This window comes from Bradyrhizobium sp. ORS 375 (assembly GCF_000239775.1).
Lineage (GTDB): Bacteria > Pseudomonadota > Alphaproteobacteria > Rhizobiales > Xanthobacteraceae > Bradyrhizobium.
The window spans coordinates 25793-43406 of the sequence record NZ_CAFI01000176.1 but is presented as its reverse complement, the minus strand read 5'-3'; the positions used below and the strand labels follow the sequence as shown (position 1 = coordinate 43406).

Genomic DNA, 17614 nt, shown 5'->3' with positions numbered 1-17614 from the left:
TAACGGGGAGAGGCAGTGCACCTTGCCTGCTGAGATAGCTCGATTTTCCCTTTGAGAACAGCGAGCCATGATGAACTCAATGCGGTGTTCGCCTGATGCAATGGACTTCTGCGACGCGATTGCGTTCAATGTGTCGGATCGGGAAGCGAGGCGGTTGGGATGAAGAAACTGGGCGTGGTCATTCTGGTAGCGGGACAGTCGGCCCTGACGCAAGCCGCCGGGGCGCAGTCCACACTCGCGCCGAAGCCGGGAGCCGCCAAGCGCGCCGATGTCTGCGCGCCGATCGGGCGCACCGAGGACGGCAAGCTGGTCTATTCGATGAAGTGTGAGAGCATTCCGAGGCCGATCTCGCCAGCCGCTGCGCCGCAGGCGGCGGCACAGCCGGCGCCGGCCGCCTCGGCGGCCCAGCCGGAAGCGGAGACCGAGCGGAGCGGACTGTTCGGCTGGTCCTACGATCGCCGGCCCAAGCCGTAGCGCAGTCGTCGACATCGTCAGACGTGCTGCGCCGAGGACGCGGCGGCCGCGGCGTCGGCCTCGGCCGTCTTGCCGCTGCCGAGCCCGTTGAAGAAGGCGTTCAGCAGCACTGCAACGACGGCGCAGAGCAGGATGCCGGACTCCAGCAGCGGCTGCAGGTCCTTCGGCAGATTGTGGAAGAAGCGGGGAGCGACCAGCGGGATCAGGCCGAAGCCTGTCGAGATCGCCACGATGAACAGGTTGAAACGGTTGGTCTTGAAGTCGACATGGGCGAGGATGCGCGCGCCGGTGGCCGCCACCATTCCGAACATCACGAGGCCGGCGCCGCCGAGCACGACCTGCGGCACGGCCTCGACCAGGGCCGCCATCTTCGGCAGCAGCCCCAGCAGCAGCATGATGACGCCGCCGGTGATCGTGACCCAGCGCGAGCGCACGCCGGTGACCGAGACCAGTCCGACATTCTGCGAGAACGACGTGTAGGGAAAGGTGTTGAAGATGCCGCCGAGCAGGGTGCCGACGCCATCGGCGCGCAGGCCGCGCGACAGCGCCTCGCGATCGACCGTCTTGCCGGTGATCTCGCCCAGCGCCAGGAACATGCCGAGGGATTCGATCATCACCACGATCATGACGATGCACATCGTGACGATCGGCACGAATTGGAACTGCGGAACGCCGAACTTGAACGGGATCACCAGCGCGCCCCAGGGGGCGGCACCGACCTTGTCGAAATGCATCACGCCGAGCAGCGTGGCGAGCACCGCGCCGGCGACGATGCCGAGCAGCACCGAGACGTTGGCGAGAAAGCCCGTGCCCCATTTGATCAGGCCGAGGATGAACAGCAGAACGAACAGCGCGATCCCGAGTCCCTGAAGTTGTCCGTAGGCCGGGTTGGGGAAGGCTCCCTGGACGCCATCGACGACCTTGTTGATCGTCGGCAGGCCGCCGCCGGCCCAGTTGATGCCGACGCGCATCAGCGAGATGCCGATGATGAGGATGATGGTGCCGGTCACGACCGGCGGAAACAGCGGCAACAGCCGGCTGATGAAGGGGGCGACGATGATGCCGAAGACGCCGGCGGCGATGACCGAGCCGTAGATGCCGAGCAGGCCGACCTCCGGCGAGGCGGCCATCGACAGCATCGGACCGACGGAGGCGAAGGTCACGCCCATCATGACCGGCAGGCGGACGCCGACGCCGGGGAAGCCGACGCACTGCACGAGCGTGGCGAGCCCGCAGGCAAACAGGTCGGCGCTGATCAGGAAGGCGACATCCTCCGGCGGCAGCTTCAGTGCGCGGCCGATGATCAGCGGCACGGCGACGGCGCCCGCGTACATCACCAGCACATGCTGCAGGCCGAGCGCGAGCAGCTTCGGCACGGGCAGCATCTCGTCGACCGGATGAATCGTCTTGCTCATGTTCCCCCCCAGATCGTCCCCATCATCGCGTCAGTCGCCGAACGTCTCCTGCAACTGCTGAAACAGCCGGTCCGGCTTGAACGGCACCGCCGTGAAGCGGATGCCGGTCGCCGCGCGCAGGGCATTGCCGAGCGCGGCGGCCACCGGATTGTACGGGCTCTCGCTCATCGACTTCGCCCCCAGCGGGCCGATGGCGTCGGTGGTCTCCGCGAACAGCACCTCGGTGCGCGGCACGTCGGCGTAGGACGGCAGATGATAGTCGCGGAATTTCGGATTGACCACGCGTCCGGTGTCGTCGATCACGACCTCCTCGTAGAGGGCGGCGCCGAGCGATTGCGCGACGCCGCCCTCGATCTGGCCGCGGCACTGCATCGGGTTGGCGACGCGGCCGGCATCCGCAGCCTGCACGCTCTTGAGGATGCGGACCACGCCGGTGTGCTTGTTGACGGCGACGCGAAAGCCCTGGACGTTGAACGCGACCGAGCGCGGCGTGCCTTGCGAGTTGCCGCTGGCGCTGAGCTGTTCTTCGCTCAGGCTGGCGATGCTCGCGAACGAGAGCCGCTGCGCGCCGCAACTCACGGCCTCATCCGCGATCCGGCAGCCGGTTGCGTCAATTTTCCAGCGATCAGCCGCGAAGCGCGTGATCTTGTCGGCCAGCGCCTCGGCCGCGGCCTGGGTCGCGCGTCCGGCGACGAACGTGCCGGTCGAGCCGTAGGCACCGGTGTCGTGGCCGCCATGCGCGGTGTCGGACTGTTTGAGGGTGATGCGGTCGACCGTCGTGCCCAGCACGGTCGCGGCGATCTGCCGATGAACCGTGCTGGTGCCGTTGCCGAACTCGGCGGTGCCGACGGTCAGCGTGAAGCCGCCATCGTCACGCAGGCTGATGGTGGCATCGGCGATGTGGCCGTCGGGCGGCACGGTGTCGATCATCGTCAGCGCGATGCCGTCGCCCGTGAGCCACTCGGGCGAGAGCTCCGGCGCCGCCGTGGACTCGGCCATCGCCCGCTCGACCAGGTCGAGGCACTGGTCGAGACCATAGGAGCCGTACAGCACGTCGCTATGCTCCGAGCCCGGCGGCGCCAGCATCGGATCGCCGGGCCTGACGATGTTGCGGCGGCGCATCTCGAAAGGATCGATGCCGAGCTGGCTCGCGAGCTCGTCAATCGCGGCCTCCACGGCGAAGGTGGTCTGCGGCAGGCCGTAGCCGCGGAAGGCGCCCGCGGGCACCGTGTTGGTGTAGGCTGCGATCGCGTCGACCTTCTTGTTCGGACAATTGTAGACCGAGATCGACTCGCCGCAGGCGTGGAACAGCACCGGACCGGCGTGATTGCCATAGGCGCCGGTGTTGGAGAGTACGTCGAGCTGCAATGCCGTCAGCCTGCCGTCCTTGTCGGCGCCGGCCTTGACGGTGACGCGCATCGGATGCCGGGTCGAGGTCGCGATGAACTGCTCCTCTCGGGTGAGTTCGAGCTTCACCGGACGCCTGGTCTTCAGCGCCGCCAGCGCCAGGATGTCCTCGACGAACATCTCCTGCTTGCCGCCGAAGCCGCCGCCGACGCGCTCGCAGAACACGCGAACCTTGTCGGGCGCGAGCTCGAAGATCTCGGCGAGCGCCCGCCGCGTCAGGAACGGCACCTGCGTGCTGGAGCGAACGGTGAGGACGCCGGCGTCGTCGAGCCAGGCCAGGCCGCCATGCGTTTCGAGCGCGGCGTGCTGGACGCGTTGCGTGGTGAAGGTGCCTTCATAAGTCGCGGCGGCAGAGGCGAGCGCGGCGGCGACGTCGCCGAACTCGCCATGGCTCTCGGCGACGATGTTGCGGCTGACATCGGCGATGCGATGCGCGCTGCCACGGCCGGCATGGATGATCGGCGCGCCCGGCGCGATCGCATCAGCGGGATCGATCACGGCCGGCAGGATCTCGTAGTCGACGACGAGGCGCCGGCACGCTTCTTCCGCAGCAGCTTCCGTCTCGGCAACGACAGCAGCGACCTTCTGGCCGATGAAGCGGACGACATCGTCGAGCACGCGGGTGTCGGCGGGATCCATCCAGGCCTGCTCGTGGCGCGCCGTGGAGAACAGCAACCCAGGCGCATCCTCATGCGTCAGCACCGCATGCACGCCGGGCAGCGCGAGCGCCGCCGTCTTGTCGATGGAGGTGATGCGCGCATGGGCATGCGGCGAGCGCACCAGCTTGACGTGCAGCAGGCCGTCGATCGCGGTGTCGAACGTGTAGCGCGCCTGGCCGCGCACCACGTCGGGTCCCGCGGGGGCGGGCAGGCTGTGGCCGAACGCCTCGCCGGCGGCGACCTGCTCGACATGCGCCATACCGAGCAGCGCGTCCTCGATCGCGCGATAGCCGGTGCAGCGGCAGAGGTTGCCCTTGAGCGCCGCATCGAGGTCCTTCTTCTGCGCCTGGTTGAGCGAGGCGCAGGTGACGATCATGCCGGCGGTGCAGAAGCCGCATTGAAACGCCTGGGCGTCGAGGAACGCCTGCTGCATGGGATGCAGGCCGTCCTCGCTCGCGAGGCCTTCGATGGTCGTGACGGCCTTGCCGTCGGCGCGGAAGGCGGGGATCAGACAGCTGTGCACCGGCTCGCCGTCGAGCAGCACGGTGCAGGCGCCGCAGTCGCCGGCATCGCAGCCTTTCTTCACGCCGAAATGGCCGGTGTCGCGCAGGAACGTGCGCAGGCACTGCCCCGGGCGCGGCGCGGCCTCGACCGCCTGGCCATTGACGATCACGCTCATGGCCTGAGGCCTGCCAGCTCGGCGCGAATCTCCTCGGCGAGGCGCAAGGTCATCGCCTTGCGCCAAGCGGGCTTGCCGTGGACGTCGTCATGATAGAGCGCATCCGGAACGTCGCTGAGAAGGCTGGCGCGGAGCGTGTTGGCGTCGGGCATCGTCGAGAAGCGCAGCTGCAGCGGCTTGATGGTCGAGCCCGTCACCGTGAGCAGCAGATCGGCCTCGCGGCCCGCCGTTCCGATCAGCAGCGCGCCGGAGCGGCCGACCGGTGTCAGCGCGATCTGGCGGAAGGCGGTGCGCCGTTTCAGGGCCGCCAAGGGAATATCGATCTGCCGCAGCAGGTCGCCCGGCGCGAGGACATTGCGGTTGTTGCCGGTGACGAAGTCCACGACCGCGATGCGCTGCTCGCTGCCGTCGGTCTTCCAGATCGTGCAGACGCCTTCGAGCGCGGCGAGCAGCGAGATCATCGGGCCGGCTGGCAGCGACATGCAGAGATTGCCGCCGACGGTCGCCGTCTTCCAGATCTTGAACGAGGCGAGAAAGGCGCGGCAGCATTGATCGATCAGCGGCGCGGCGGTCCACTCGGCGGGGCACTGCAGGGCATCCAGCGCGGCGACGCTGCAGGTCGCGGCGATGCCGAGGCCCTGATCGCTGATGGCGAGCGGCGTCCAGGCCAGATCGCTGAGATCGATCAGCCGCGACAGCTGCGCCTGCGGCTCGGAGAACAACCAGGTGCCGCCGGCCAGCCAGGCATCGCCTGCCTTCCAGCTGGGCAGCTCCGCCCGCGTTCTCGGGCGCACGACCTCGGTGATGGTGTTCAGGTCCATGGTGACGCAAGCTCAATCGCGCAGCGGATCGCCGGTGAAATCCTTGCAAGACCGGAGCCAACTGGCAATAGGATGACATTGGCCTTTTGCTTGCACGCCATCCGCAGGCGCGAACGCCCCAGCAGCGAGACGAGACCGCATGAGCACCACGCCGATCTGGATCAAGGACCCGCTCGCCATCCTGGCCGAAGGCGCCGCGCGCGGTGTCGTCGTCAAGGATGGTCGCATCGTCGAGCTGGTGCCGACGGGGAAGGAGCCCTTGACCGAAGGCGCCGTGGCGTTCGATGCGAGCGCGCATGTCGTGATCCCCGGGCTGATCAACACGCACCACCACTTCTACCAGACGCTGACACGGGCATTGCCCGCGGCGATGGACCGCGAGCTGTTCCCGTGGCTGAAGGCGCTGTATCCGATCTGGGCCAGGCTGACGCCCCATGCGCTGGACGCCGCCGTCACCCTCGCCATGGCCGAGCTGATGCTGTCGGGCTGCACCACGACGACCGATCATCACTACGTCTTCCCGGCCGGGCTCGAGGATGCGGTCGGCATCGAGGTCGCCGCGGCGAAGCGGCTCGGCATGCGCGTGCTGCTGACGCGCGGCTCGATGAACCTGTCCGAGCGCGACGGCGGCCTGCCGCCTGACAGCGTGGTGCAGGACGAGGACACGATCCTCGCCGACAGCGAGCGGGTGGTCGCGACCTATCACGAGCGCGGACCCGACGCGATGGTGCAGATCGCGCTGGCGCCGTGCTCGCCGTTCTCGGTGACGGGATCGCTGATGCAGAAGACGGCGGCGCTTGCCGACAGGCTCGACGTGCGGCTGCATACGCATCTGGCGGAGACCGAGGACGAGAATCGCTTCTGCGAGGCGATGTTCGGCTGCCGTCCGCTCGACTATCTCGAGCAGAATGGCTGGCTCGGCCCGCGCACATGGCTCGCGCACGGCATCTTCTTCAATGCCGAGGAGATGAAGCGGCTCGGCAAGGCCAAGACGACGATCAGCCATTGCGCCTGCTCCAACCAGCTGCTCGCCTCCGGCTGCTGCCCGGTCTGCGAGATGGAGGAGGCCGGCGTCGGCATCGGCCTCGGCGTCGACGGCTCGGCGTCGAACGATGGCTCCAACCTGATGCAGGAGGTGCGCGCGGCGTTCCTGCTGCAGCGGGCGCGCTACGGCGTCAGCCGCATCAGCCACAAGGATGCGCTGCGCTGGGCGACGAAGGGCTCCGCGGCCTGCGTCGGCCGGCCCGAGCTCGGCGAGATCGCAGTGGGGAAGGCAGCAGATCTCGCGCTGTTCAAGCTGGACGAGCTGCGCTTCTCGGGCGCCGGCGATCCGATCGCCGCGCTGGTGCTGTGCGGCGCGCACCGCGCCGACCGCGTCATGGTCGGCGGCCGCTGGACGGTGCTCGACGGCGCCATTCCCGGCCTCGATATCGCTGGCTTGATCGGCCGCCACAGCACAGCGGCGAAGGCGATGCGAGGCGGCTGAGGCGCAGTCCGGTACGAGCTGAGGAGATCTCTCCCCGCGTGCGGGGAGAGCCTTGATCGACGCCGGGCGCCTACTTGCCCGGAAGCTTGTCGTCGACGCCCTTGACGTAGAAGTTCATGCCGAGGATCTGGCCGTCGGCGAGGTGGTCGCCGCCCTTGCACTCGACCTCCTTGCCGTCCTGCGCCACGATCGGGCACTTGAACGGATGCAGCTTGCCGGAGGTGATCGCGGCCTGCGTCTCCTCGGCCATCTTCTTCACGTCGTCAGGCATGTTGGTGTAGGGGGCCATCTCGAACATCTTGGAATCGAGGCCGCCCCAGGTGTCCTCGGACTTCCAGGTGCCGTCGAGCTCGGCCTTGACGCGGGCGATGTAGTAGGGACCCCAGGTGTCGAGGATCGAGGTCAGCTGCGCCTTGGGGCCGAACTTGATCATCTCGGAATCCTGGCCGAAGGCGAGCTTGCCGCGCTCGGCCGCGACCTGCATCGCCGCCGGGCTGTCGGTGTGCTGCATGATGATGTCGGCGCCCTGGTCGAGCAGCGCCTTGGCCGCATCAGCCTCCTTGCCCGGATCGAACCAGGTGTTGACCCAGATGATCTTGACCTTGATGTTCGGATTGATCGACTGCGCGCCGAGCATCGTGGCGTTGATGCCGGAGACCACCTCGGGAATCGGGAACGAGCCGATATAGCCGAGCACGCCGGCCTTCGACATCTTGGCCGCGATCTGGCCCTGGATGTAGCGGCCCTGGTACCACCGGCCCGAATAGGTCGACATGTTCTTGTCGCGCTTGTAGCCGGTGGCGTGCTCGAAATGCACGTTCGGATACTTCTTGGCGACCTTGAGCGTCGGATCCATGTAGCCGAACGAGGTCGTGAAGATCAGCTTGTTGCCGGCGCGCACCAGCTGCTCGATGGCGCGCTCGGAGTCCGGGCCCTCCGGCACGTTTTCGAGATACGTCGTCTCGATCTTGTCGCCGAGCTCCTTGACCAGCGCCTGGCGGCCGAGCTCGTGCTGATAGGTCCAGCCGAGATCGCCGATCGGGCCGAGATAGATGAAGCCGACCTTCAGCTTGTCGGCGGCGTGCGCCACGCCGGCGATGCTCCCCGCCAGCACCAGCGCGGCGGCAGCGCCCAGAAGCCTTTTCATCATGGTCAATGTCTCCAAACGGTCAGGGGAAAACGCGGTGATCCCAAGCGTCGCGCCCCATCGCAGGCGCTCGGGATGAAGTCATCAGCGATCCGGCACGAACACGGTGCCCAGCGCGGCGGGTGCCGTCGAGCCGCCGGTGCGGGCGCGCGAGAGCAGCACCAGCACGATTACGGTGGCGAGGTAGGGCAGCGCCGACATGAATTGCGATGGGATGCCGACGCCGGCGCCCTGCGCATGCAGCTGCAGGATCGTCACCGCGCCGAACAGATACGCGCCGATCACGAGCCGGCCCGGCCGCCAGGAGGCGAACACGACGAGCGCCAGCGCGATCCAGCCACGGCCGGCGGTCATGCCGGGAATGAAGAACGGCGTGTAGGCGAGGGGCAGGTAGGCCCCGGCCAGTCCCGCGCAGGCGCCGCCGAACAGCACCGCGAGCATGCGGATCCTCAGCACGGGATAGCCGAGCGCATGGGCGGAGACGTGATTGTCGCCGCAGGCGCGCAGCACCAGGCCGGCGCGGGTGCGATAGAGGAACCACCACACGCCGATGATCAAGGCCAGCGACAGATAGACGAAGGCGTCCTCGCCGAACAGGATGCGGCCGACCAGCGGGATGTCGGTCAGACCGGGAATCGAAAGCTTGGGCGCAGTGGTGATGCGTTCGCCGACGAAGCGCGCACCGATCAGGCCTGACAGGCCGATGCCGAGAATGGTCAGCGCCAGACCCGTCGCGACCTGGTTGACGGCCAGGCCGAGCGTCATGAATGCGAAGATCAGCGACGTCAGCATGCCGGCGACGATGCCGCACAGCGCGCCGACGATGATCGAACCCGACACCCACGCGCCGGCGAAGCCGCAGGCGGCGCCGACGATCATCATGCCCTCGACGCCGAGGTTGAGAACGCCCGCGCGCTCGGTGACGAGCTCACCGGTCGCTGCCAGCAGCAGCGGCGTCGATGCGGCGAGCACCGACAGGATGATGGCTTCAACGAGCAGCACTTTGCACCTGCCGCGCGGCGAAGACGAGCTTGAAACGGTAGAGGATGAGGGAGTCGCAGGCGAGCACGTAGAACAGCAGGATGCCCTGGAACACCTTGGTGACGTCGAGCGGAATCTTCATGGTGATCTGGGCCTGCTCACCGCCAATGAACGTCAGTGCGAGGAAAAGTCCTGCAATTAGTATTCCAATCGGATTGAGCCGGCCGAGGAAGGCGACGATGATCGCTGTGAAGCCGTAGCCCGGCGAGATCCCTGGCTGCAGATGGCCGATCGGCCCGGCCACCTCGATGATCCCGGCGAGGCCTGCCAGCGCGCCGGACACGGCGAAGGTCAGCAGCACGAGCTGGTTGGCGTTGAAGCCGCCGAAGCGGGCGGCGCGCGGCGCGACGCCGACGACGCGGATCTCGAAGCCCTTGATGGTGCGGTCGAGCAGCACGAAGGCGCCGGCGACGACGATGAGCGCAATGATGCTGCCGAGATGCAGCCGCCCGCCCTCGATCAGCACCGGCACGGTCGCGACCGGATCGAACTCCGCCGTGGTCGGGAAGTTGAAGCCGGCCGGATCACGCCACGGACCGCGCACGAGATAGTCGAGCAGCAGGTCGGCGACATAGACCAGCATCAGGCTGGTGAGGATTTCGCTGGCGCCGAACCTCACCCGGCACAGCGCCGGGATCAGCGCATAGAGCGCTCCAGCCACGGCACCAGCGACCAGCATCGCCGGCAGCACCCAGTGCCCGGCCTCGGTGCCCTGCGTCGTTACCGCGATCCAGCTGCCGGCGACCGCGCCGATCAGGAACTGGCCCTCGGCGCCGATGTTCCAGGCGTTTGCGAGATAGCACAGCGACAGGCCGATCGCGATCATCACCAGCGGCGTCGCCTTCACCGCGATCTCCTGCAGCGAGTAGCCATCGGTGAGCGGCGCGATGAAATAGACGCCGAGCGCGGTGATCGGGTTCTTGCCGAGGATCGCGAACAGCACGCTCATGGTGATCAGCGTCAACGCAATGGCGATCAGCGGCGACACCAGCGCAATGGTCCGCGAACGCTCGGCGCGTTTCTCAAGCACCAGCTGCATGCGCGGCCTCCTTCTGGTCGAGACTGGCGCCGCCCATCAGAAGACCAAGCTTCTCGCGCGTGGCGTCCGCACGCGGCAGCGCCGGGGAGAGATGGCCGTGGAACATCACGGCGATGCGGTCGGCGATCTCGAGGAGCTCGTCGAGGTCCTGGCTCGTCACCAGCACCGCGGCGCCCGCGCTGGCGAGGTCGATCAGCGCCTGTCGAATGATCGCAGCCGCACCGGCATCGACGCCCCAGGTCGGCTGGTTGACGACCAGCACCGCCGGTGCGCGCAGGATCTCGCGACCGACGACGAACTTCTGCAGATTGCCGCCGGACAGGCTGGCGGCTTCCGGATCGCGCTTGGCCTTGCGCACGTCGAACGTTTCTGTGGTGCGATCCACCGTGCGCAGCGTTGCCGCGGCGTTGATGAAGCCGTGGCGGACCATGTCGCTGGCGGCATGACCGGTCAGCAGGGCATTCTCCGATAACCTCATCCGCGGCGCGGTGCCGTGCCCCAGCCGCTCCTCGGGCACGAAGGCTGCGCCCATCTTGCGGCGCTGGGTGATCGAGAGATTGCCGCAGGCGAGGCCGTCGATGATGATGGTGCCGGGCTCCTTGACCAGGCGCTCGCCCGAGAGCGCGGCGAACAGCTCGTCCTGGCCGTTGCCGGCGACACCCGCGATGCCGAGGATCTCGCCGCCCTTCAGCTCGAATGAGACGTTCTGCAGCCGGACGCCATGCAATTCCGCGGGCGCAAGCGTGAGATCGTTGACGACGAGGCGCGGTACCGTCGTGCGCCGTTCGGTCGGAGGCTTGACCTCCTTGATCTCGGCGCCGACCATCATGCGCGCCAGCGAGGCGGCGGTCTCGCTCTTCGGGTTGCAGGTCGCCACCTTCCTGCCGCCGCGCAGGATGGTGGCGGTGTCGCAGAGACGCTTCACCTCGTCGAGCTTGTGGCTGATGTAGAGGATGGCGCGCCCCTCTGCCTTGAGCCGCTCCAGCACCACGAACAGCTGGTCGGCCTCCTGCGGCGTCAGCACGGCCGTCGGCTCGTCGAGGATCAGGAACTTCGGATTTTGCATGAGCGCGCGCACGATCTCGATGCGCTGCCGCTCACCGACGGACAACTGCCAGACCTCGCGCTTGGGATCGAGCGGCAGGCCGTAGTCGCGCGCGACATCGGCGAGCCGCGCCGAGACCGCCTTGAACGGCTCCTTGCCGTCCAGGCCGAGCGCCACGTTCTCGGCGACGGTCAGATTGTCGAACAGCGAGAAGTGCTGGAACACCATGCCGATGCCGAGCGACCGCGCCTCAGCGGGGCCGGACAGCCTGACCGGCGCGCCCTGCCAGCGCAGCTCGCCCGCGCTCGGCTGCACCAGGCCGTAGATGGTCTTGACGAGGGTCGACTTGCCCGCGCCGTTCTCGCCCAGCAAAGCGTGGATCTCGCGCGGAAAGATCTCGATGTCGATCTCGTCATTGGCGAGGAAATCGCCATAGCGCTTCGTCAGTCCGACCGTCTGCAGGAGCGGTTGCTGGGCGTGGAGATCGGCCGGGCCGGGATCAAGCATTTGGGGCTGCGTCGTGGGCAGTGAATGGAACTGCCTCAATTGTGAGCTAATTTGCGGCGGCGCGTAAGAGGCGAAAAAGCGTCATCCTCTGCTCAACTCTTGCCCAGCACGCGTCGCCAGGCGCAGCCGCGAAGAAGGTTGCAGGTGGCTTACGCTGCAATCGTCCTGTCTGAAGCAGCATGTGGCAGTTTTGCGACAGTTCGAAGGAAATCCACTCCGCCAGGCAGGCTGCACGTTGGATGAGCAGCATCATTTCATTCCTCGTCTCAGCTTCGTTCGCGCGACGGATTTGGTGAAATTCGGCGACCCGAAGCGCACTGCGGACGTTCGGAAAAGCTCAGCAATGTGAAGCTGCAAGATTGGTTCTGCCGCGCGCACCGCCGCGACCGATCGTCTCATCGCCGGCAACGACACGCCGCGCGCCGCGTCTGCAATGCGGCGGAACCTTGATCAAAGCACGGGCAACTGCTGGAGAAACTTGAGGCTTCTCGCGCTGTGGGAACGGCGCAACTGTGCATGCAAGTCGGGAATCGGCGCTTGTTAACTGGGGGTGTTTGAGATGTCGTTCTATAAGTCCATTGCGGCTGCGATCGCGCTTGGCGCGGCAGCGCTGACGTCGGTCGGAGCCGCCGGCGCAGCCGATCTGCCGGCCAAGGCAATCGCCAAGAAGGCGCCGGCGGACCTGCCGTTCTTCCTCGTCGTCGATAACCGGGTCAGCTTCTCCTACATCTTCAACGCGCGCCAGCCGGGCGCCTGGACCGCCAACCCGAACGGGACCTTCAACGCCAACACGGCCAAGCAGGTCTATTCGTTCACGCACTTCGATGTGTGGGGCTATGGCACGAACTTCTTCACGATCTCGTTGTTCAAGTCGGATCACAACGACCCGGCCGGGCCGTGCACGCAGACCGGCGGCATCGTCTCCCCCAACGCCGGCTTCGCCTTCACGCCGGCGAGCTGCGCCGGCGCGACCGAAATCTACGGCCTGTTCCGCTCGACCTTCGGCTGGAACCAGATCTTCAACACCAAGGCCTTCACCATGGGCCCGCTGCAGAACATCTCGTTCGAGGTGGGCATGGATGCCAACACCGAGAACCGCTATTTCGGTGCTGCCAAGCGTGACGTCGTCGCCGGTCTGCAGTTCGCGTTCAACCTGCCGTACAAGGGCTACTTCAACGTTGCACCGCTGATGTACTGGGAGTTCGCCAACCACAATTCGTTCTCGCAGTGCGGAGCCGGTTGGTCGGCCCCCTGCATCGCGGACGGAAACACGTCGTTCAAGCCGACCTGGGCGGTCGAGACGAACTACTACATGGACCTCGGCTTCCTGCCGGAGAACATGCAGTTCTTCTCGATCTCCGGCCGCGCCGGCTGGTACGGCAAGAAGGGCACCGACACCGAGCCGCTCCCGGCCAGCGTCGCGAACGGCGTCTATCCGACCAAGATCGAGTTCAACTCGGAGCCGATCCGCCTGACCTTCGACGCCTCCAAGGCGATGTGGGGTGAGAAGCAGAGCCACATGATCGATGTCTGGGTGGCCTACCGCTACTGGCAGAACAAGTTCGGCCTCGACCACAACAACGCGGTCGGCTGCTCCGTCGCCGGAGCCGGGGGCACCCGCGTCGCGACCGGCGCCTGCACCGAGTCCTCGCTGTATTCCGGCGTCACCGTCAAGTTCTGATCGATCGATCAAACAAAGGGCGCCGCGGCTTCGGCTGCGGCGCTTTTCATTTGTGTCGCATCATTTGTCCCAGACGCCGACATGCAGTGCGGCGGCTTCGTCCTCCAACAGCGGGCCCGAGACCTCGGTGGCGCGCTGACCGCTCGCGAATACCTCGCGGCAGGGCAGGTCGAGCGTGGGATTTTCCGGATGGTTGCCGGTGAAGTCGCGCAGCCGCCGTTCGCTCAAGCCGTAGACCACGCGGCCGATTCCGGCCCAGTAGATCGCGCCAGCGCACATCGCGCAGGGCTCCGCCGACGAATACAGCGTTGCCGTCGCTCGTACTGCCGGAGCAATCGATGTGCAGGCCAGCGTGGCCACCAGCCGCTCCGCATGAGCCGTGGCGTCGCGGTCGGGCATGTAGCCATTCTCGGCCTCGATCAGCACGTGGCCCTCGGCGTCGACCAGGATCGCCGCAAACGGATGATTGCCGTGCGCCATCGAGCGGCGGGCGACAGCGAAGCTGTGGCGCAGGAAATGGGCGTCACGCTGGTCGGCGTCGGCAAAATGGGTCTCATCCGATCGGCCTTCGCCGTCCGCCGTCATGGCTCTGCTCCGTTGCATCCGGCGTGATCCTGCTCGTTCCGGATCGGCTCCGCAAGGGAACCGGTGCGGCGAGCCGGCGTTGCCCGGCGCACGCAGAGATTTCCCGTGAGGTGTCATGGCAGCGACGACCGATTCCAGAATTGCCGTCTATGCTGCGTTGGCCGGCAATCTGCTGGTCGCCTGCACCAAAATCGCGGCGGCGGTCTGGACCGGCAGCTCGGCGATGATGAGCGAGGCGGTCCACTCGGTCGTCGACACCGCCAACGAGCTTCTGCTGCTCTATGGCTTCCATCGTGCGAGCCGTCCGCCCGATCGCCGACATCCCCTGGGCCATGGCCGCGAGCTCTACTTCTGGAGCTTCATCGTGGCGTTGCTGCTGTTCGCGCTGGGCGCAGGCGTGTCGCTGTATGAAGGCGTCGCGCACCTGATGAATCCAGAACCGATCGAGAATCCGACGGTGAATTACATCGTCCTCGGCCTGTCGTTCGTGTTCGAGGCCGGCTCTTGGTGGGTGGCGGTACGGCGCTTCCGCGCTGCCGCGCCAGGCCTGTCCACGATCGAGGCCTTCCGGCGCAGCAAGGACCCGCCGGCCTTCATGGTCGTGTTCGAGGACAGTGCGGCGCTGATCGGAATCGTGATTGCTGCCGCGGCCACGGCAGCGGCGGTCGCATTCGACGAGCCGGCGTGGGATGGCGTCGGGTCGATCCTGATCGGGCTCCTACTTGCGGCGACCTCGATGGTGCTGGCGCGGGAAAGCAAGAGCCTGCTGATCGGCGAGCCCGCGGATCCGGAGCTGGCGAGCGCGGTGCTCGAGATTGCGCGCGCGTCAAAGGGCGTGCTGTCCGCCAATGGACTGCTGACGGTGCAGCTGTCGCCCCAGCAGGTCGTCGTGGCGCTCAGCATCGAATTTGCCGACGATCTGCGCGCCGATGACATCGAGCGTGCCGTTGTGGCGATCGAGACCGCGCTGCGCGCCCGCCATCCCGTCATCGCCGCATTGTTCGTGAAGCCGCAGACTGGCGCGCGCTATCAGGAAGCGCGCGCGCACCAGCTGCAGGGATCGGCTCCGGCCTGAGCGACCGCTCAGCGATAGACGACGTCGCTGCGCGCCGACGACAGCCGCACCAGCATGCCGATCTGATAGATCGCCGACAGCGCCACCAGGATGTAGACGATCCGCGCGATCGGCGACGACGTGGCGGTTTCGGCTGCGCCGTTGCCGAAGATCGCGGTGACGAGGTCGAAATCGAACAGGCCGACAAGGCCCCAGTTCAATCCACCGATGATGACGAGAATGAGCGTGATGATGTTGAGTGCCCGCATGGTTCTGCTCCTTGGCCAAGGCATCTGATGCGAGGTCAAAGCGAGGTCGCGTGGCTCGTTCCTATTGCGGTGCCCTTGCGACCAATGGCGCGCTGACGAGCACGATGATCAGCAGCCCGGCCAGGATCCAGAAGGCGGTAGCGAGGCTGGTCGCCGCGGCAACGAAGCCGATCCCGGCGGGGCCGAGCAGCACGCCGGAATAGCCGGCCGTGGTGACGGCTGCGACCGCCAGGCCGACCGGCATCGTGCTCTGGGCGCCCGCCCTGCGGAACAGCACCGGCACGAGGTTCGACGCGCCCGCGCCGATCAAAGCGAACCCCGCCATGGCCGCAACGACGGACGGAACCATCAGCAGCACGAGGAAGCCTGTAATCGCGATGACGCTGCCCCACAGCAGTGTGGCGCGATCGCCGATCCGCGCCACGACGCGGTCGCCGACCAGGCGGCCGGCCGTCATCGCGATCGAGAACATGATGTAGCCGAGCCCGGCCTGCGCCGCCGGCAGGCGGCCGGAGCCGGTCAGCAGCAGGGCGCTCCAGTCGAGCATTGCGCCCTCGACCAGGAACATGATCGCGGCAAGTGCGGCCAGCAGCAGCACCGCGCCGTGCGGCAGCACCAGCAGTGGACCGGATTCGGCCGGCTTGCTCGCCAGCAGTCGCGGCGCGGCAATGATCATCGCCACGACCGCCAGGGCGCTGCAGATGATCGTACCGAGCAGCGGTGTCATGTCGAAGGCGAGCAGCGCGGTCATGACGCCGGAGCCGGCAAAGCCGCCGATGCTGAATTGCGCGTGGAAGCCCGACATCAGCGGCCGGTCGCTCAGCCGCTCGACCTCGATCGCCTGGATGTTGACGGCCACGTCGAGCGAGCCGAGCGCCGCGCCGAATGCGAACAGCGCCCCGGCCAGGGTGACGGGTGTCGAGGCGATCGCGAGCGACGGCAGCAGCAGGCTGAGGGCGAAGCCGCTGACCACAACCACGGGCTTGCTGCCGTAGCGCGCGCTCATCAGACCCGCGGCCAGCATTGCGGCCACCGAGCCGACGCCGAGCGACAGCAGCAGCAGCCCGAGCGTCGCGTCGCCGACGCCCAGCCGCTGCTTGGCGAACGGCACCAGCGGCGCCCAGCAGGCGATGCCAAATCCGGCGACGAAGAAGGCCAGGCGTGTCGCGAGCTGCGCCGCGCGATGGTCGGTGATTGTCATGAATGGGGTCCGGCGAGGCGGCGGTTCGGGATGAGCAGATGGGCGAACGCCCCGGGGAATTCGACCGTGACGCTGCACGACGAGGATGTCCCGCTTGTCGGTCGGCCTTATCATGCCTATAGGGCTAGCTCCACCCTTGCAGCGGTCTGACAACGTCGCAACAAAGCCGCAGAGGAACGATGAGCTCGGCAGACATGTCCAAAGCGGCCTTCGTGGCCGTCGACTGGGGAACCTCGAGCTTCCGGGCCTGGCTGATCGCGGCCGATGGGACGGAGCTGGCGGAGAGCCGCAGCAGCGAGGGCATGCTGCACTGTGCGACCTCCGGGTTCGCGCCCGTGCTGCGCGCTCACCTGACCAGGCTGGCCGCGCCCATGGAAGCTCCGGTGCTGATCTGTGGCATGGCCGGCGCGCGGCAGGGCTGGGTGGAGGCGTCCTATCTGCAGACGCCGACCAGGCTCGATGCGCTGCACGCGGGCGCGATCCGCGTCGATACGGACGGCGACGTTCGGATCCTGCCGGGACTTGCGCAGGCGCGCGCCGACCGGCCGGACGTGATGCGCGGCGAGGAGACGCAACTGCTCGGGGTGACCGAAGCGGACTTCACCGGAATCGTCTGCATTCCCGGCACCCACAGCAAATGGATTCGGATCGAGAACGGTGCCGTGGTCGAGTTCGCGACCTACATGACGGGCGAGCTGTTCGCGGTGATCTCCGAGCACAGCATCCTGAAGCACGCCGTCGAGGCGGAAGCTGCAGAGGACAAATCGGGCTTCGCTGCCGGCCTCGCATCGGCGCTGGCGTCGCCGACGAGCCTGACCAATGCGCTGTTCCGGCTGCGCGCCGCGCAATTGCTCGGCTTCGAGACGCGCTCCGCAGGCGCGGCGCGCTTGTCGGGACTTCTGATCGGTAACGAGATCGCCGACGCGCGCACGCGGTTCGGCGCAGATCGTCCGGTGCGGTTGATCGGAGCGGGCCGGCTCGGCAGTCTTTACCGTGAGGCGCTGACCACGAGCGGGTTCACTGTCGATGAATGCGACGCCGAGCGGGCGTCGCGCGGCGGCCTGATCAAGGCCGCGCGGCAGATCTGGGGAGCGCGTTTCTGAC

At 67.2% G+C, this 17614-nt stretch carries 16 protein-coding genes; 5 read left to right on the top strand and 11 right to left on the bottom strand.

What is annotated here, in order from left to right; genetic code table 11:
* Positions 1-159: 159 nt before the first annotated feature.
* Positions 160-474 carry a hypothetical protein gene (locus tag BRAO375_RS15370; protein WP_009028384.1) on the top strand — a complete coding sequence of 105 codons (315 nt, stop codon included), beginning with the start codon at positions 160-162 and terminating at the stop codon, positions 472-474.
* Between the two features lie 17 nt (positions 475-491).
* Here BRAO375_RS15370 and BRAO375_RS15365 read toward each other — a convergent pair whose 3' ends face one another.
* The 3 genes from BRAO375_RS15365 to BRAO375_RS15355 are packed head-to-tail and all read right to left on the bottom strand — an operon-like array spanning position 492 to position 5455.
* Complete coding sequence (locus BRAO375_RS15365) at positions 492-1889, bottom strand: nucleobase:cation symporter-2 family protein (protein WP_009028383.1); 1398 nt, start codon at positions 1887-1889, stop codon at positions 492-494.
* Between the two features lie 30 nt (positions 1890-1919).
* On the bottom strand, positions 1920-4634 hold the full coding sequence (locus tag BRAO375_RS15360; protein ID WP_009028382.1) for a molybdopterin-dependent oxidoreductase: 2715 nt from the start codon (positions 4632-4634) through the stop codon (positions 1920-1922).
* A complete protein-coding gene (locus BRAO375_RS15355; RefSeq protein ID WP_009028381.1) occupies positions 4631-5455 on the bottom strand; it encodes an FAD binding domain-containing protein in 825 nt (274 codons plus the stop codon). The genes BRAO375_RS15360 and BRAO375_RS15355 overlap by 4 nt, the downstream gene beginning before the upstream one ends.
* Positions 5456-5594: 139 nt before the next feature.
* Here BRAO375_RS15355 and BRAO375_RS15350 point away from each other — a divergent pair, with 139 nt between their 5' ends.
* A complete protein-coding gene (locus BRAO375_RS15350; protein WP_009028380.1) occupies positions 5595-6941 on the top strand; it encodes an 8-oxoguanine deaminase in 1347 nt (448 codons plus the stop codon).
* A gap of 70 nt (positions 6942-7011) precedes the next feature.
* Here BRAO375_RS15350 and BRAO375_RS15345 read toward each other — a convergent pair whose 3' ends face one another.
* The 5 genes from BRAO375_RS15345 to BRAO375_RS37405 form a co-directional block, all read right to left on the bottom strand.
* The gene (locus BRAO375_RS15345; RefSeq protein WP_009028379.1) at positions 7012-8091 is read right to left on the bottom strand and encodes a BMP family ABC transporter substrate-binding protein; all 1080 of its coding nucleotides are present in this window, start codon (positions 8089-8091) and stop codon (positions 7012-7014) included.
* Between the two features lie 81 nt (positions 8092-8172).
* Positions 8173-9090 carry an ABC transporter permease gene (locus BRAO375_RS15340; RefSeq protein WP_009028378.1) on the bottom strand — a complete coding sequence of 306 codons (918 nt, stop codon included), beginning with the start codon at positions 9088-9090 and terminating at the stop codon, positions 8173-8175.
* Positions 9077-10168, bottom strand: a complete 1092-nt coding sequence (locus BRAO375_RS15335; protein WP_009028377.1) for an ABC transporter permease — start codon at positions 10166-10168, stop codon at positions 9077-9079. Before BRAO375_RS15335 ends, BRAO375_RS15340 begins: the two co-directional genes overlap by 14 nt.
* Complete coding sequence (locus BRAO375_RS15330; RefSeq protein ID WP_009028376.1) at positions 10152-11720, bottom strand: ABC transporter ATP-binding protein; 1569 nt, start codon at positions 11718-11720, stop codon at positions 10152-10154. The genes BRAO375_RS15335 and BRAO375_RS15330 overlap by 17 nt, the downstream gene beginning before the upstream one ends.
* Positions 11721-11766: 46 nt before the next feature.
* Positions 11767-11973: a hypothetical protein gene (locus BRAO375_RS37405; RefSeq protein ID WP_139031387.1), complete on the bottom strand. Its 207-nt coding sequence runs from the start codon at positions 11971-11973 to the stop codon at positions 11767-11769.
* Positions 11974-12279: 306 nt separating this feature from the next.
* Between BRAO375_RS37405 and BRAO375_RS15325 the strand changes: the two genes are divergently transcribed.
* On the top strand, positions 12280-13401 hold the full coding sequence (locus BRAO375_RS15325) for a hypothetical protein (protein ID WP_009028375.1): 1122 nt from the start codon (positions 12280-12282) through the stop codon (positions 13399-13401).
* A 60-nt stretch (positions 13402-13461) separates the two neighbouring features.
* Here the strand turns inward: BRAO375_RS15325 and BRAO375_RS15320 are convergent, their stop codons facing one another.
* Complete coding sequence (locus tag BRAO375_RS15320) at positions 13462-13986, bottom strand: nucleoside deaminase (RefSeq protein ID WP_052536094.1); 525 nt, start codon at positions 13984-13986, stop codon at positions 13462-13464.
* Positions 13987-14101: 115 nt separating this feature from the next.
* Between BRAO375_RS15320 and BRAO375_RS15315 the strand changes: the two genes are divergently transcribed.
* A complete protein-coding gene (locus tag BRAO375_RS15315) occupies positions 14102-15061 on the top strand; it encodes a cation diffusion facilitator family transporter (RefSeq protein WP_009028373.1) in 960 nt (319 codons plus the stop codon).
* An 8-nt stretch (positions 15062-15069) separates the two neighbouring features.
* Here BRAO375_RS15315 and BRAO375_RS15310 read toward each other — a convergent pair whose 3' ends face one another.
* Both BRAO375_RS15310 and BRAO375_RS15305 read right to left on the bottom strand, forming a co-directional pair.
* Positions 15070-15309, bottom strand: coding sequence for a DUF378 domain-containing protein (locus BRAO375_RS15310; RefSeq protein ID WP_009028372.1), 240 nt, complete (start codon positions 15307-15309; stop codon positions 15070-15072).
* A gap of 61 nt (positions 15310-15370) precedes the next feature.
* Positions 15371-16510 carry an MFS transporter gene (locus BRAO375_RS15305; RefSeq protein WP_009028371.1) on the bottom strand — a complete coding sequence of 380 codons (1140 nt, stop codon included), beginning with the start codon at positions 16508-16510 and terminating at the stop codon, positions 15371-15373.
* A gap of 179 nt (positions 16511-16689) precedes the next feature.
* Here BRAO375_RS15305 and BRAO375_RS15300 point away from each other — a divergent pair, with 179 nt between their 5' ends.
* Complete coding sequence (locus BRAO375_RS15300; RefSeq protein ID WP_009028370.1) at positions 16690-17613, top strand: 2-dehydro-3-deoxygalactonokinase; 924 nt, start codon at positions 16690-16692, stop codon at positions 17611-17613.
* Position 17614 lies beyond the last annotated feature (1 nt).

Coding starts and splice junctions, on each gene's coding strand:
- BRAO375_RS15300 (WP_009028370.1), top strand. CDS start 16,690: ATGAGCTCGGCAGACATGTCCAAAGCGGCCTTCGTGGCCGTCGACTGG.
- BRAO375_RS15305 (WP_009028371.1), bottom strand. CDS start 16,510: ATGACAATCACCGACCATCGCGCGGCGCAGCTCGCGACACGCCTGGCC.
- BRAO375_RS15360 (WP_009028382.1), bottom strand. CDS start 4,634: ATGAGCGTGATCGTCAATGGCCAGGCGGTCGAGGCCGCGCCGCGCCCG.
- BRAO375_RS15355 (WP_009028381.1), bottom strand. CDS start 5,455: ATGGACCTGAACACCATCACCGAGGTCGTGCGCCCGAGAACGCGGGCG.
- BRAO375_RS15320 (WP_052536094.1), bottom strand. CDS start 13,986: ATGACGGCGGACGGCGAAGGCCGATCGGATGAGACCCATTTTGCCGAC.
- BRAO375_RS15315 (WP_009028373.1), top strand. CDS start 14,102: ATGGCAGCGACGACCGATTCCAGAATTGCCGTCTATGCTGCGTTGGCC.
- BRAO375_RS37405 (WP_139031387.1), bottom strand. CDS start 11,973: ATGATGCTGCTCATCCAACGTGCAGCCTGCCTGGCGGAGTGGATTTCC.
- BRAO375_RS15335 (WP_009028377.1), bottom strand. CDS start 10,168: ATGCAGCTGGTGCTTGAGAAACGCGCCGAGCGTTCGCGGACCATTGCG.
- BRAO375_RS15365 (WP_009028383.1), bottom strand. CDS start 1,889: ATGAGCAAGACGATTCATCCGGTCGACGAGATGCTGCCCGTGCCGAAG.
- BRAO375_RS15345 (WP_009028379.1), bottom strand. CDS start 8,091: ATGATGAAAAGGCTTCTGGGCGCTGCCGCCGCGCTGGTGCTGGCGGGG.
- BRAO375_RS15325 (WP_009028375.1), top strand. CDS start 12,280: ATGTCGTTCTATAAGTCCATTGCGGCTGCGATCGCGCTTGGCGCGGCA.
- BRAO375_RS15350 (WP_009028380.1), top strand. CDS start 5,595: ATGAGCACCACGCCGATCTGGATCAAGGACCCGCTCGCCATCCTGGCC.
- BRAO375_RS15370 (WP_009028384.1), top strand. CDS start 160: ATGAAGAAACTGGGCGTGGTCATTCTGGTAGCGGGACAGTCGGCCCTG.
- BRAO375_RS15310 (WP_009028372.1), bottom strand. CDS start 15,309: ATGCGGGCACTCAACATCATCACGCTCATTCTCGTCATCATCGGTGGA.
- BRAO375_RS15330 (WP_009028376.1), bottom strand. CDS start 11,720: ATGCTTGATCCCGGCCCGGCCGATCTCCACGCCCAGCAACCGCTCCTG.